The sequence below is a fragment of the Bombilactobacillus mellifer genome (assembly GCF_000970795.1).
Taxonomy (GTDB): Bacteria; Bacillota; Bacilli; order Lactobacillales; family Lactobacillaceae; genus Bombilactobacillus; species Bombilactobacillus mellifer.
This window is the reverse complement of sequence record NZ_KQ034029.1, coordinates 84089-99106: the sequence shown is the minus strand read 5'-3', so window position 1 is coordinate 99106 and position 15018 is coordinate 84089. Positions and strand designations below refer to the sequence as shown.

The 15018-nt window shown below is 41.7% G+C and carries 14 protein-coding genes; 12 read left to right on the top strand and 2 right to left on the bottom strand.

All coding sequences use genetic code 11. The features are described from left to right. Positions 1 to 2 precede the first annotated feature (2 nt). Positions 3 to 818 carry a lipoyl protein ligase domain-containing protein gene (locus JG30_RS06660; RefSeq protein ID WP_052725255.1) on the bottom strand — a complete coding sequence of 272 codons (816 nt, stop codon included), beginning with the start codon at positions 816 to 818 and terminating at the stop codon, positions 3 to 5. 80 nt (positions 819 to 898) lie between these two features. Between JG30_RS06660 and JG30_RS06655 the strand changes: the two genes are divergently transcribed. The 5 genes from JG30_RS06655 (at position 899) to JG30_RS06635 (ending at position 5480) form a co-directional block, all read left to right on the top strand. Then, positions 899 to 1333: a YwiB family protein gene (locus JG30_RS06655; protein ID WP_046317468.1), complete on the top strand. Its 435-nt coding sequence runs from the start codon at positions 899 to 901 to the stop codon at positions 1331 to 1333. A gap of 95 nt (positions 1334 to 1428) precedes the next feature. Further along, positions 1429 to 1977, top strand: a complete 549-nt coding sequence (gene rpoE, locus JG30_RS06650; protein WP_376856665.1) for a DNA-directed RNA polymerase subunit delta — start codon at positions 1429 to 1431, stop codon at positions 1975 to 1977. Positions 1978 to 2179: 202 nt separating this feature from the next. Next, positions 2180 to 3793, top strand: a complete 1614-nt coding sequence (gene pyrG, locus JG30_RS06645; RefSeq protein ID WP_046317466.1) for a CTP synthase — start codon at positions 2180 to 2182, stop codon at positions 3791 to 3793. A gap of 73 nt (positions 3794 to 3866) precedes the next feature. Then, on the top strand, positions 3867 to 5135 hold the full coding sequence (gene murA / locus JG30_RS06640) for a UDP-N-acetylglucosamine 1-carboxyvinyltransferase (protein ID WP_046317465.1): 1269 nt from the start codon (positions 3867 to 3869) through the stop codon (positions 5133 to 5135). A gap of 96 nt (positions 5136 to 5231) precedes the next feature. Continuing rightward, positions 5232 to 5480, top strand: a complete 249-nt coding sequence (locus JG30_RS06635) for a type B 50S ribosomal protein L31 (protein WP_046317463.1) — start codon at positions 5232 to 5234, stop codon at positions 5478 to 5480. A gap of 76 nt (positions 5481 to 5556) precedes the next feature. Here JG30_RS06635 and JG30_RS06630 read toward each other — a convergent pair whose 3' ends face one another. Beyond that, positions 5557 to 6750, bottom strand: coding sequence for a multidrug efflux MFS transporter (locus JG30_RS06630; RefSeq protein WP_046317462.1), 1194 nt, complete (start codon positions 6748 to 6750; stop codon positions 5557 to 5559). Positions 6751 to 6852: 102 nt separating this feature from the next. On the opposite strand from JG30_RS06630, the gene JG30_RS06625 reads away from it, so the two are divergent. The 7 genes from JG30_RS06625 (at position 6853) to JG30_RS06595 (ending at position 14953) form a co-directional block, all read left to right on the top strand. Then, positions 6853 to 8217: a UDP-N-acetylmuramoyl-tripeptide--D-alanyl-D-alanine ligase gene (locus JG30_RS06625; RefSeq protein ID WP_046317461.1), complete on the top strand. Its 1365-nt coding sequence runs from the start codon at positions 6853 to 6855 to the stop codon at positions 8215 to 8217. An 84-nt stretch (positions 8218 to 8301) separates the two neighbouring features. After that, positions 8302 to 11076 (top strand): cation-translocating P-type ATPase, encoded by a 2775-nt coding sequence (locus tag JG30_RS06620; RefSeq protein ID WP_046317460.1) that lies wholly within the window; start codon positions 8302 to 8304, stop codon positions 11074 to 11076. Positions 11077 to 11240: 164 nt separating this feature from the next. Continuing rightward, on the top strand, positions 11241 to 12731 hold the full coding sequence (gene cshA, locus JG30_RS06615) for a degradosome RNA helicase CshA (protein WP_046317459.1): 1491 nt from the start codon (positions 11241 to 11243) through the stop codon (positions 12729 to 12731). Positions 12732 to 12829: 98 nt separating this feature from the next. Beyond that, positions 12830 to 13192: a holo-ACP synthase gene (acpS, locus tag JG30_RS06610; RefSeq protein WP_046317458.1), complete on the top strand. Its 363-nt coding sequence runs from the start codon at positions 12830 to 12832 to the stop codon at positions 13190 to 13192. Between the two features lie 5 nt (positions 13193 to 13197). After that, positions 13198 to 14307, top strand: a complete 1110-nt coding sequence (alr, locus tag JG30_RS06605) for an alanine racemase (protein ID WP_046317456.1) — start codon at positions 13198 to 13200, stop codon at positions 14305 to 14307. Between the two features lie 54 nt (positions 14308 to 14361). After that, on the top strand, positions 14362 to 14625 hold the full coding sequence (locus JG30_RS09080; protein ID WP_046317453.1) for a hypothetical protein: 264 nt from the start codon (positions 14362 to 14364) through the stop codon (positions 14623 to 14625). Continuing rightward, positions 14609 to 14953, top strand: a complete 345-nt coding sequence (locus JG30_RS06595; protein WP_046317451.1) for a type II toxin-antitoxin system PemK/MazF family toxin — start codon at positions 14609 to 14611, stop codon at positions 14951 to 14953. Before JG30_RS09080 ends, JG30_RS06595 begins: the two co-directional genes overlap by 17 nt. Positions 14954 to 15018 lie beyond the last annotated feature (65 nt).

Sequence of the window (15018 nt, the reverse complement as noted above, 5' to 3'; positions counted from 1 at the left end):
AATTATTGTTCCTCCTTCAATTTGTAAAGAGTGCGATTGAGCTGTTGTTGTTGGGTCAATGCTTTCGAAATACTAGAAGCATATTGAGGTTGTTGTGTCAGCCAACTAGTACTGATTTTTTGTATAGTAAATCTTTGAGCAAGTACTTGTAGGAGACGGGCTTTAAAAATCGCCGGAGTTGGGCAACTGGAATCCACGGCTGCTAAGGTAGTCATGCTGGCGGGATTGACTTGTGGATAGCGCGCTTGCACAGGCTGATTGGCCAGTTGATAAAATTTTTGCAGTAAAGCCCCGCGGTGTTGTTGATTGCCGTTAACAGCAATATAGGCCATCACTACACCAGCTCGATTTAAGCGCCGTTGCGCCAAACCGGCAATTTTTTGACCTTGGCGGACAATGTCATAAGTTCCAGGACAATAGGAATTTTGTACTTCAAAATGGTCTAACATGAGTGGTGCTAAACAACTTTGCAAGTCGGCAAACATTAATTCATAAGCTTGATCAATTGATAAGTTAGTGGTATCCGGTATAAAATAGCTCAGATTAATAATCCCGGGATCACTGATCACTGCCAAACCGCCTGAATTGCGAATAAAGACAGGCCACTGTTGCCGGTGAAGCCATTGTAATCCAGCTTGTAATTGAGTGAGACGTTTATCTTGTAAGCCTAAAATGACACAGGGACAACTTTGCCAAAATTGAATCAGTGGTTGTTGCCGGACTTGAGCTAGACGTAATAAAAAATCGGTATCAGGAAAAATCCGCTTTAAAGCTGGCGGCGTATGATAATCATGATCATAAAGTAAAATAGTTTGCACAAAAAAGCACTCCTCAATTAGAGTTAAATTAGTCTTACATAATCAATTATATTATAATTCAAGTTGGAAGGGATAACAGCATGGCAAAGCCAGAAGTCCAAACAGTGAATATTCATTTAACTAATCAAATTATCCAAAATGGTGAAATGAATCAATTCCAAGTAAAAACCCAGGGGCAGTTTGTACAATTAGGGCCGATAATTTATTTGCGGTACCAAGAGGATGCGCCTGCTTTGGCCCGGGTTACTATTAAATTAAGTTCTCAGCAGGAAGTAATGATTAAACGTCAACCTCAAGGAGAAGCAAGTACCAAATTAATTTTTGATCAGCGACAACCGCGGCGGTTTGCCTATCAAACGCCCTATGGCAGTTTCTGGTTACGCTCACAAACGCAGCAAATGCAGCTTTTTTTAGCCCAAGATCCCTTAAATGGGCAACTTAAATTACAATATCAATTGTTCAATGAATTAAAGTTAATTGGAAGTTATAAGTTAAGATTGCTTTTTGAACAATGAGTGGTTAAGATGGAAGACAGACTGTTGAAAGGATGTGCCTAGCAGTGGTTGTAGAATTAAAACAATTTGATGGCAAAAATAAAAGTGATTTATCCATGATTGAAGTGGCGCATGCCATTTTAGAACAAGCCCAAAAACCCATTTCTTTTGTCGATTTGGTTAATGAAATTCAACAATATATGAATAAAAGTGATGCAGAAATTAGAAATCAGTTACCGCAATTTTATACGGATTTAAATGATGACGGCAGTTTTATTTCTTTAGGAGAAAATGTCTGGGGCATGCGTACTTGGTATCCCTACGATTCCGTCGATGAAGAAGTTAACCATCCCGAAGATTCCGATGATGTCAAAGCCCCTGAAATTAAGCGGGTCAATGCTTTTATTGATGATGACGATGATGATGACGTTATTGATTACGATGAAGAAGATGGCAGTGTTTCCAGCATTAATGATGATGACGATGATGATACCAGTGATGCTCAACAAATGCCGGATTTGTCCAAATTTTCGCAACCCAATATGACGTTAAGTGATAATGGTGACACTGATTTGAGTGCGGATGATGATTTAGATGATGGCATTGAAGGCGACTTGAGCGAATTCTCTGATGCGGACGACGAGGATGACCATCCCGAGCAATAATTTGTTAGAAATTATTTGACAACAAATATAATTCTTTATAAAATACTTTTTGGGCGCGTTACAGTGCGTTAGTACAGGCTCTCTATTCAAGCAAGCGAATGGAGGCCTTTTTTAATTTATTACCCCTGTCAGTGTTGGTTGATTGGTAGTTATAAACTAACGACAAGATTCAAACAGTGCATAAAAATAAAGGAGTGTTGGTATGACCAAGTATATCTTTGTGACCGGCGGCGTGGTTTCATCTTTAGGAAAAGGAATCGTGGCTTCGTCGCTCGGAAGGTTATTAAAAAATCGCGGCTTGAAAGTAACAATGCAAAAATTCGATCCGTATATTAATGTGGATCCGGGAACCATGAGTCCCTATCAACATGGTGAAGTTTTTGTCACCAATGATGGGACAGAGACTGATTTAGACTTAGGTCATTACGAACGCTTTATTGATATTGATTTAAATAAATATTCTAATGTGACTACGGGGCAAGTTTACTCCGAAGTGATTCAAAAAGAGCGCAAAGGTGAGTATGATGGCGCCACCGTGCAAGTTATCCCGCATATTACGAATATGATTAAAGAAAAAATTATGCGCGCTGCAGCCACTACTGATTCTGATGTCATTATTACCGAAGTTGGAGGAACGGTAGGCGATATTGAATCGTTACCTTATTTAGAAGCTTTACGGCAAATGAAATCCGAAGTGGGTTCGGAAAATGTGGTTTATATTCATACTACTTTAATCCCCTATTTAAAAGCTGCCGGCGAAATGAAAACCAAACCTACTCAGCATAGTGTCAAAGAATTACGGGGTTTAGGGATTCAACCGAACATTCTTGTGGTCCGGACGGAAAAGCCGATTTCACAGGGAATGCGCAACAAGATTGCTTCATTTTGTGATGTTGATCCTGCTGCCGTGATTGAATCGCTAGATGTTCCCAGCCTTTATTCTGTACCGTTAAACTTGCAAAAACAAGGGCTCGATCAAACTGTTTGCGATTATTTACACATCCAGGCACCGACTGCCGATATGACCAGTTGGCAACGTTTGGAACAACGCGTTTTGAATTTGCAGCATCAAACAACGATTGCTTTAGTTGGTAAATATGTGGAACTCAAAGATGCATATATTTCGGTCAATGAAGCTTTGAAGCACGCGGGCTATGCTTTTGACTGTGATGTTCAAGTTATTCGTTATCGGGCCGAAGATATCACCGCTGAAAATGTCCAGGATAAATTAGGCAAAGCCGATGGCATTATTGTTCCCGGTGGTTTTGGGTCTCGAGGCTTGGAAGGCATGATTCAAACCGTCAAATATGCTCGTGAAAATGACGTACCCTACTTGGGAGTTTGCTTAGGGATGCAGATGGCCTGTTTAGAATTTGCCCGTAATGTTGCAGGAATCAAAGATGCGACTTCCACTGAAATTAATCCTCAGGCCAAACATCGGGTGATTGATTTAATGGCCGATCAACATGATGTGGAAAATCGTGGTGGAACATTACGGCTTGGTGCTTGGCCTTGCAAAATCCAGCCACATACTTTGGTGGCACAAATTTATAATAATCAAAGTGTGATCCAAGAGCGGCATCGGCATCGTTATGAATTTAATAATGAATATCGGAGCTTATTAGCTCAAAAGGGACTCGTCTTTTCCGGAGTGTCGCCTGATAATCGCTTAGTGGAAATTATTGAAATTCCAACGAACCGCTTTTTTGTGGGAGTGCAATTTCATCCGGAATTTCTCTCTCGCCCGGCACGACCGGAACCTATTTTCAAACATTTTGTCGGCGCAGCCTGTCAATTAACAGAATCTGATATTTAATGGGTGTACATTCTTCGTGATTTATATTATTATTTTATGGTGAGTTTGAATTCGAAAAGGGCTGAGAGAGAATATGGCAAAAATGGTGATTCATGGTGGGAAGAGGCTTTCTGGCACAGTAACTATTGGCGGTGCCAAAAATAGCACAGTAGCAATTATTCCCGCTACAATTTTAGCTGATTCTCCGGTGATTTTGGATTCAGTGCCGCAAATTAAGGACGTTTATAACCTAATGGATATGTTAGGGTCAATGAATGTGGCTTCGGATTATGATGGCGATGTGTTACGAGTAGACCCGACCCAGATTAAATTTATTGCCTTGCCACATGGTAAAGTAAAGAGTTTGCGGGCCTCCTATTATTTTATGGGTTCGATGTTGGGCCGCTTTGGAAAAGCAGTCGTTGGGTTTCCAGGTGGTGATGATATTGGTCCGCGCCCCATTGACCAGCACATTAAAGGTTTTAAAGCCTTAGGTGCCCAAGTTCATCAACAAAAGGATTCCATTGTAATTGAAGCACCCCATGGTTTACATGGAGCGCGGATTTTTTTAGATATGGTTTCGGTCGGTGCCACCATTAATATTATTTTGGCAGCTGTTCGAGCGCATGGAACTACAGTAATTGAAAATGCCGCTCGCGAGCCGGAAATTATTGATTTGGCCACCTTTTTAAATAATATGGGAGCGCAAATTCGTGGTGTTGGGACACAAACTATTCGTATCACGGGAGTAGAACATTTAGGCACACAAAGCTCTCATACTATTATTCCGGATCGTATTGAAGCCGGGACTTATCTATCTTTAGCAGCGGCAGTCGGTGATGGGATCTTAGTTAAGAATATTATTGCGGAGCATTTGGATGCATTCTTGGCTAAAATTCAAGAAATGGGTGTGAACTTAGATGTCCGGGAAGATAGTATTTTTGTTTATCCCAATAGCCAATTAAGCGGTATTAAAGTCAAAACCAGTGTTTACCCAGGGTTTGCCACTGATTTGCAGCAACCATTAACGCCATTAATGTTATTAGCGGATAGTCAAAGTACGATTATAGATAGTATTTATCCTAAACGAACCCGGCACATTCCCGAATTGATTAAAATGGGCGCGCACATTAAAGTAGTTAACAATCAGATTTTGGTGAATCATACGTCACATTTAACAGGTACAGAAGTTACCGCGGAAGAAATTCGTGGGGGTGCGTCTTTGATGATCGCTGCTTTAATGGCGGAAGGGACAACCGTGATTGATTGTGCTGAGAATATTATGCGCGGCTATGATCGCATTATTACCAAATTGCAAAATCTGAAGGCGGATGTCTCTTATTCCGGTAATGAAATTTTTTAGCGGTTGCATGTTTAATTGATTCGTGCTAACATGCTTTAATGTCAGTAAATTTAATCTCTAAGACAGGCAATGGCTTAGGGCAGGGGAGTGTAATATATGAAGCAAGGAATTCATCCAGATTATCATCAAGTTGTATTTATGGATTCAGCCACAGGCAAAAAATTCTTGGCGGGTTCAACAGTTCAATCTGCTGAAACCACTGACTTTGAAGGTCAAGAATATCCATTGATCCGAGTAGAAATTACTTCTGACTCACATCCGTTTTATACTGGTAAACAGAAGTTTACCCAAGCTGATGGCCGGATTGATCGATTCAACAAGAAATATGGTTTTTCGAACGATTAAACCAATTCATAATTAAAAATAATGAAGCCCACACAATGTGTGGGCTTTTTCAATGTAAGTGATAGCGGCGACTGCTCTAACTTTTTTTAGTGACTGTGTGCACCCAAACTAAATTAATAAATTCTAAAATGGCAGTAGTTAGAAAAACGGCTCCGTAACTCCAAGAACTGGAGACGACTGATCCTAACAACGGTCCGATGCAGTTGCCCATATATTGAAAGCTTTGATTGTAACCAAAAATGCGGCCGGATACTTGATGGGGGCTATTTTTGGCTAACAAGGTTTGCACTTGCGGTAACAAAGCCGCGTCTGAAATTCCCACAAAGAAACGTAAAATCATTAATTGCCAGACGTTAGCTACAAATGCTTGGGGAAGATAAATAACCGTCGCCAAAATTAAACCTCCCAGTAATACCTTTTTAGTGCCAATACGATCGCCTAGTGCACCAAAACGAGAAGATAAAACCGCCGAAGGAATTCCCGGAATAGCCGTCACAATACCGCTAATGAGAGCAACTTGGCCACTATCGTGCATTAATTGTTTAACGTAAAGACTAATGATCGGATTGATCGAATTATTGGCAACTTGAATAATCAGAGTAGTAACAAACATGCCGATCACGACTTGCGGTTGGCTAATAATTGAGAATACTTCCCGGAAAGATGGTTGTTTGCTTTGCGGAATCGGAGTAAAATCTTCCTTTACGAAAAATAAACACAGGAAAAATGCGCTTAATAGTAGACAGCCGGTAATCAAAAAGGGAATACGATAACCCCACAATTGAGCGATAACTCCGCCCAATAACGGGCCTAACAATGAACCGGAGACGGTCCCGGTAGTCAAGGTTCCTAAAGCCTTACCAACATGCTGAGTAGGAGCCGTGGTGGCAATGAGAGTATTCGAATTGCTGATATAGCCGGCAAAGAAGCCTTGCAAAGTTCTTAAAATAATTAACTGATACACATTAGTTACCAAGGACATAGAACCAATCACCAGCCCCATCCCTAAGGAAGCTCTTAAAATAATCCGTTTGCGGCCCTTACTATCAGCTAATTTGCCCCAGAGAGGAGAAATTAAAGCAGACACCACAAAGGTACTGGCATAAGCAATTCCCGCCCACATGGCGACTTGAGCATTAGTAAAATGCCCCAGCGTGTTAATGTATAATGAAAGAAATGGCGTCACCATACTAAAACCAATGCCGGCAATAAAATTACCAAATGTTAAGATGTACATGTTTCGTTGCCAATATTGATTTACGTTAGCCATTGAAAAACTCACTTTCGTTTAGAATGCAATTATTATAGCACTATCTACTTCAAAAATAGTTTGTTGATTGCCAGTTTTTCACATTAAAAGGAGGTTTACAGTATGTTCTTAAATTTAGCCGAAGTGGCCACTGCATTAAATTTAAAAACTACTACATTACCACAAACCGATTTAACTCAAGTGACATTTGACAGCCGCCAAGTTCTGCCGGGAGCTTTATTTGTTCCGTTGGTAGCACAACGTGACGGCCATGACTTTGTTACCGCCGCTTTTAAGCAGGGCGCGCAAGCTACTTTATGGCAAGCCGACCACCCATTACCACCCAGTGCCGATGATCGTTATTTAGTAGTACCGGATACACTGGAAGCTTTACAAAAGTTGAGTGCTTATTACTTACAAAAAATTCAGCCCCAGGTAGTGGCCATTACCGGCAGTAATGGTAAAACGACTACAAAAGATATGACCGCTGCTATTTTGGCTCAGAAATATCGCGTCGTAAAAACGCAAGCCAATTTCAATAACGAAATTGGGGTACCCATTACGATTTTAGCGATGCAGGCAGATACCCAAATTTTAGTAGTTGAAATGGGCATGGATCATGCGGGACAATTAACACAATTATCAGCGCTGGCTCACCCTGATGTAGCAGTGATTACGATGATCGGCGAAGCCCATATTGAATTTTTCGGGACGCGAGCTAAAATTGCCGATGCCAAAATGGAAATTGTCAAGTTCCTGAAGCCCCAAGGAGTTTTGATTTTTAATGGCGATGAGCCGTTATTACAAGATCGGGCGGCGGCTTTAAAGCAAAAGACCTTGACGTTTGGGCGGCAGACAACCAATACTTTATTTGCCAAACAGATTCAAGCTCAAAAGGACTCTTCGCTTTTTACAACTAATATCTGGCCGCAGCAACAATTTACCCTGCCGTTGATTGGTGATTACAATGTGGATAATGCCCTAGCAGCCCTGCTGGTGGGTCAACATTATGGTGTGACGCCAGCAGCTATGCAACAAGCGTTGGCACATTTTAAACCGACTAAGAATCGGACCCAATGGTTAACTGCCGCTAATGGTGCACAATTATTAAGTGATGTGTATAATGCTAATCCGACAGCAATGGTTGATGTGATAAGTAATTTTAGTCGTGTGCCGACAACGGGGCGCCGCATTTTAGTTCTAGGAGATATGTTGGAATTAGGCCCGCAAACAGCCAAATGGCATGCACAGCTAGCTTCAGTCATAGATCCGCACAAAATTGCAGCTGTTTATTTGTATGGTGATCTTATGGCCGCCCTCCAAGCTGCTTTAGTTTCTAAACTGCCGGTCTATTATTTCCCCACTGCACAACAAGAACAGTTAATTGCCCAGTTACAACAGGATGTCTTACCCAGTGATTTAGTTTTATTAAAAGCCAGTAACGGTTTGCATTTAGAGCGGGTGGTACAAGCTTTAATGGATTCTTAAAAAGATATAAAATTAATTAAATATTATTGATCCGTCTGACCCCGAAAAGGTGTACTATTGTCGTGTTTCGAGGAGATGATAGTCATGGCGGGCAAAAAAACAACCCAACAATTAGCACAAGAATCGCCTGCAGCAGTTTTAGAGTACCTTCAAACCAGCTGGCAGGGACTGACTGCACAGCAAGCAGCGGCTCGGTTAAAAAAATATGGTCCCAATCAAATTGTTAAAAGTAGCCATCAATCCCAGTTAAAGATTTTTTTAAAAAATTTTGTTAGTTTAATGGCTATTTTGTTATGGGTTGGCGGAATTATTGCTTTTTTGGCCCAAATGCCGGAATTAGGAATTGCTATTTGGGCAGTCAATGTGATAAATGGTGTGTTTTCATACTGGCAAGAACATGCGGCCCAAAAGGCAACAACTTCGTTAATGAAAATGTTGCCGACTTTTGTGCGGGTGCGCCGTTCAGGCCAGCTGGAACAAATTGCAGTGGAGGAATTGGTCCCCGGAGATATTTTTGAATTACAGGCGGGGGATGCAATTTCTGCGGATGCACTGGTTTTAGAAGCTAATTCATTACAAGTGGATCAATCGGCGTTAACAGGTGAATCAGTTCCCGAAAGTAAACAGAGTACTTATAAACCCGGTGAAGGTGAATTTGCCGAGGCTAATATTTTGTATGCCGGCACCACTGTGGGTGCCGGAACGGGCCTGGCGGTTGCCCTGGCGACCGGCATGCAGACCGAATTTGGCCATATTGCTGATTTAACGCAAACGCAAAGTCAAACGGTGAGTCCACTGACTCAAGAACTGAATCGTCTGACTCAGCAACTATCTTTAGTGGCTATTTTAATCGGTGTTGCCTTTTTCTTCTTGGCGATTTGGGTGGTTCACTATCCATTGGCACAATCATTTATTTTTGCTTTAGGGATGATTGTGGCCTTTATTCCTGAGGGCTTATTACCTACGGTGACTTTATCTTTAGCACAAGGAGTGACCCGCATGGCTAAAAAGCATGCCTTGGTTAAAGATTTAAATTCGGTCGAAACTTTAGGCGAAACAACGGTCATTTGCTCCGATAAAACTGGAACTTTGACACAAAATCAGATGACAGTGAATCATATTTGGTTACCTTTTCGTGAGTTTCAAGTCACGGGTCAAGGCTACGAAGTCAATGGTCAAGTGAAATATCGCGGACAACCAGTGCAACTAGCCCAACAGCCGGAACTTCAAAAATTGTTAACTATTGCGGCATTGGATAGTGATACCCGTGTAGAAGCGCCCCAGACCAAACAATCACAGCCTAAATTATTGGGCACTCCGACTGAAGCAGCGATGGTGATTATGGCGCAAAAGGCGGGGTTAGATCCTGATGAATTAACCCAGCGTTATCCGCGTGTCAAGGAATTGACGTTTGACTCGCAACGCAAACGTATGAGCACGCTCAATCGTTTGCCAGACGGCAGTCTGCGGATTTGTGTAAAAGGGTCATTAGGCGACACCTTGGATTGTTGCAATCGCATTTTAGATCATACGGGAATCAGGCAATTAACCCAACGAGACCAAGATCGGGCCCACAAGGCGGAGTCCGATTATGCTCAGTCCGGTTTACGGACTTTGGCAGTAGCTTATCGTGATATTCCAGCAGATCAGGTTCCTGCGGATATAGACAGTTTGAAGGTCGCCAATACAGAAAAAGATCTCATTTTAGTGGGCCAAGCCGCCATGGCCGATCCACCTCGCCCAGAAATTAAAGCAGCAGTGAAAAAATGCCATGATGCCGCTATTCGGATTATTATGGTGACCGGCGATAGTCCGATGGTCGCTCAAAATATTGCTGCCCAAATAGGCATTGTATCTAGTAAACAAGCACGGGTGATTACCGGCAAAGAGTTGACCCAAATGAGTACAACCGATTTGCAAGCCGCCTTTCAACAAGAGTTGATTTTTGCGCGTGTAGCGCCAGAACAAAAATATAAAATTGTTGATACTCTACAACAAATGGGGGAAATTGTGGCTTCCACCGGCGATGGTGTCAATGATGCTCCAGCCTTAAAAAAGGCCAATATTGGAGTTGCCATGGGTATTACGGGGACAGATGTAGCTAAAGATGCCGCCGATATGATTTTGACAGATGACAATTTTGCTTCCATCGTTGCGGCGATCCAAGAAGGGCGCACGGTTTACAATAATATCCAAAAATTTCTTACCTATATTTTAAATTCCAATGTGGCTGAAGCTGTACCGTCGATTTTATTTTTACTCAGTCGCGGTATGATCCCGTTACCGTTAACGGTTATGCAAATTTTAACCATTGATTTAGGCACGGATATGTTACCTGCTTTAGGTTTAGGCTCCGAACAAGCGGAACCGGGATTAATGCATTTACCTCCGCGTTCCCGAAAAGCTCATCTCTTAACTAAAGATGTTTTATGGCGGGCTTTTGCCTGGTATGGTTTAATGGGCTCGCTGGTTTCCACAGCAGGGTACTTTTTTGTTAATTATCAATACGGCTGGCCCCAAGTTGCGCTAGCGGCTAGTGGCAGCCATTATGTGACAGCAACCACGATGACTTTAGCGGCGGTAGTTTTTTGCCAAATAGCGAATGTTATGAATTGCCGGACGCAATCCGCTTCTGTATTTGCTTTAGGTCTTTTTAGTAATTATAAAATCAATGTGGGGATTTTAGCCGAATTCTTGATTTTACTTATTTTAATGTACGTTCCCCTTTTGCGGGGTGTTTTTCAAACTGGCGCCTTGAATTGGGCTGATTGGATTTTTTTGGTTTGCATTCCACTGCCGGTTTTTTTGATTGAGGAGTTGCGTAAGGCGATCGTTCGCCGGCAAAAAGGTTTAAAGTAATCACATAAGTTGCTTGAAGACCTTTAACTTTCACTGCAAAAATGATAAAGTGTTTACTTAGTATAGTTTCTGAAAAACTAACAAAATATTGCAAGGCAGTTACCAAATTTAGAAAATGAGTCCTGTTTTGTGATATATATTCATTCACATATAGGAGGATATTTTTGAAATTTAGTGAACTTAATTTAGACGAGAGCTTGTTAACAGCAGTAACTGCAGCTGGTTTTGACGCACCCACTCCAATTCAAGCGCAAACGATCCCGTTAGTTTTAAGTGGCGCCGATGTCATTGGACAGGCACAAACAGGTACTGGGAAAACAGCTTCTTTTGGGTTGCCTATTTTGCAGGAAGTTGATCCCCAGTCTGTGAATATTCAAGCATTAATTATTTCACCGACACGCGAATTGGCGGTGCAAACGCAAGAAGAATTACAACGTTTAGGCAAAAATCGGCATGCTAAAGTGATTGCAGTTTATGGTGGTTCGGATATTCGGCGGCAGATTCAACAATTGAAGAATCATCCCCAGATTGTTGTCGGTACGCCGGGACGTCTGTTAGACCATATTAATCGTCGGACCTTAAAACTGGAGCATATTCAACAAGTTGTCTTGGATGAAGCTGACGAAATGTTAGATATGGGTTTTGTGGACGATATTGAAAACATTTTGAAAACAGTACCGGAAGACCACCAAACATTGTTATATTCAGCGACAATGCCCAAGCCCATTATGCATATTGCAGCTAAATTTATGCAGAATCCCAAAATTGTTAAAATCAAGTCGAAAGAATTAACGGCGGATAAAATTGAGCAATACATGGTACGTTCCAAAGAATATGAAAAATTCAATATTATGACGCGTTTTTTTGATGTGCAACAACCGGAATTAGCTTTAATCTTTGGCCGGACTAAACGCCGAGTAGATGAATTAACACGGGGACTCAAAGCACGTGGTTATAATGCCGAAGGAATCCATGGTGATTTGTCCCAACAAAAACGAATGAGTGTGTTGCATCAATTTAAAGCGGGCAAATTAACTTATTTAATTGCCACTGATGTGGCCGCCCGTGGTCTTGATATCACTGGTGTCAGTCATGTTTATAATTATGATATTCCACAAGATCCTGATAGTTATGTGCATCGAATTGGCCGGACTGGACGTGCGGGTCATTCCGGGATTTCCGTAACCTTTGTGGCTCCCAATGAGCTCAGTTATTTACGGAGTATTGAACAATTAACCAATGTACGAATGTTACCTTTGAAGCCACCAACAGCACAAGAAGCTTTGAACGGGCAATTAAAAGCGGCGCAAACGCAAATTGCCGAGCAAGTTCAAGCGGGCGGTTTAGATAAGTTTGCCCCTGTGGCACAAACACTCTTAGAAAAATATGATGCCTTGACAGTAACAGAACTTTTATTGAAGAGTCTCAGCAAAGATCCGGAATCCATTCCAGTTCATATTACACCAGAACGGCCTTTGCCTAGTCGCCGAAGTGGGAATAACCGCGATCACCGGCGGTCTAATCGGCGTAATTATCGGGATCGCCGCTTTAATCATAGTCATCGCGAACGGCGTAATAGAGATTTTGACCATGACCGGACGCATAGTAAGTCTCGTGGAAAACGCGATTTTAAAATTCACAGTACAAATTATTAACTAACCGGAATTGATAAATAATTGACTTCTGGTTCACAATAGGCTATCTTGAAGGTCGAAAACAATCAGGTTTCGGCCTTTTTGAATGGGGACAACTAATGATTTATGGGATCGGTATCGACTTAGCAGAAATTTCAAGAATTGAGCGGGCTGCGCAAAAGAATCCACGTTTTGTGGATAAAGTTTTGACACCGGCGGAAAAAACAGTTTGGCAACAATATTCGGGTGCGCGACAACAAGAGTATTTAGCGGGCCGTTTTTCAGCCAAGGAAGCCTTTAGTAAAGCTTGGGGGACGGGAATAGGAAAACTGAGTTTTCAAGATTTAAGTATTTTAGATACGGCTCAGGGACGACCGCAAGTAGTGCAACAGATCTTTCCCGGACAAGTTTTTATCTCGATTTCGCATACGCAACAATATGTCGTCACGCAAGTGCTTTTAGAAACGAACGGAAAGGAATAGAATGTATGCAACCTTCAGTTCATCGACCTACGCAAATTATTATTGATCGGCAAGCCATTCGCGCTAATTTAGCTCATCAACGCCAAATCTTAGATCCAACAACGCAAATTTTTGCAGTTGTCAAGGCAGATGGTTATCATCATGGTGCAGTCCCAGTAGCTCGTCTGTTGCATGAACAGCATATTGCCGGCTTTTGTGTCGCAACTTTAGATGAAGCTTTAGAATTAAGAGCGGCTGGACTTACCGAGCCGATTTTGGTCTTAGGTGTAACTCCTGTAGCGCAAACGACTCTTGCCAGCCAGCAGGACATTTCGTTAACGGCTCCAAGTCAAGCTTGGCTAGAAGCTGCCGCCCAAAGTGTTACACAGCCTTTGAAAATTCATTTAGCCCTTGATACGGGGATGGGACGGATCGGATTAACTTCAGTAGCTTCAGTTCAGCAAGCTTGTCATTTTCTACAGCAAACGCCGCAATTGATCGCTGAGGGTATTTTTACACATTTTGCTACGGCCGATGAAAAAAATACGGATTATTTACAGCATCAGATGACGCTATTTGACCAAATGACAGCGCATTTACCGATCAAGTTTAAATACATGCATTGTGCTAATTCGGCCACAGCTTTGTGGCATTTATCCTATCAAAAACAACTAGTTCGGTTCGGTATTGCTTTATACGGGTTGAATCCTTCAGGAACTGCGATTACCGATTTGCCTTATGCTTTACAACCGGCGCTGAGTTTGGAAACAGAAATTTCACATCTCAAATTACTACCTGCAGGTCAAAAAATCAGTTATGGGGCGACATATACCACTGCGACAGATGAGTTCATTGCTACTCTACCTATCGGTTACGCAGATGGTTGGCTGCGGCGGCTGAGCGGCAGTAGTGTTTTGGTGGCGGGTCAGCGGTGCCCGATTGTCGGGCGTATTTGTATGGATCAGATGATGATTAAAGTCCCCCAAGCCTATCCGGTAGGAACGAAAGTCACATTAATTGGTTCTAATCAAGGGCAGACCATCACGGTGGATGAATTGGCGGAATATAGTCATACAATAAATTACGAAATTATTTGTAATTTATCCGATCGAATTCCTCGAAAGTACGTGAATTAAGCAAATAATCTATGGTATATTATGCTTGAAAGTATGATTGAGGAGGAAGTAACCATGGCTGACAATCAGAGAAATATTTCCGTGCAACTAGATGCTGAAGTATTGAATCAACTAGAAAGTTATGTGAGCAAAAATGCTTGTGATATTGATTTTATAGTCGATGAGGCTCTGTTAAGTTTTTTTAATCATCCTAACAATATTGTTGATCAATTAATTCATGGTTATTTGGATATGGCAGATATCAACGAAGAACTCAGTAAAGAATTTTCAATTTGTGAACAGGAGGCAGACAAAAGGACTATTGACTTTAACTATTAAACGCGGTGATATTTATTATGCCGATCTTTCTCCCGTAGTTGGTTCCGAGCAGGGGGGAATGCGGCCAGTGTTAGTAATTCAAAATAATATTGGTAATAAATATAGTCCAACTACAATCATTGCAGCAATTACTGGACGAATCGAGAAGCCCAAAATGCCAACGCATGTTGGTATTACGGTGGAAGACGGAGTTAGCAAAAACTCCGTTATTTTGACGGAACAGATTCGAACCATTGATAAGCAACGCTTGAAAGAAAAGGTCACGACTTTATCAGCTAGTAAGATGCATGCCGTAGATAAGGCTTTAAAAATCAGTATTCATTTATAAACATAGATTTAATAACCGCTTACTTATTAAAAAACTGACTCACTTAGTTAAGTGAGTCAGTTTTT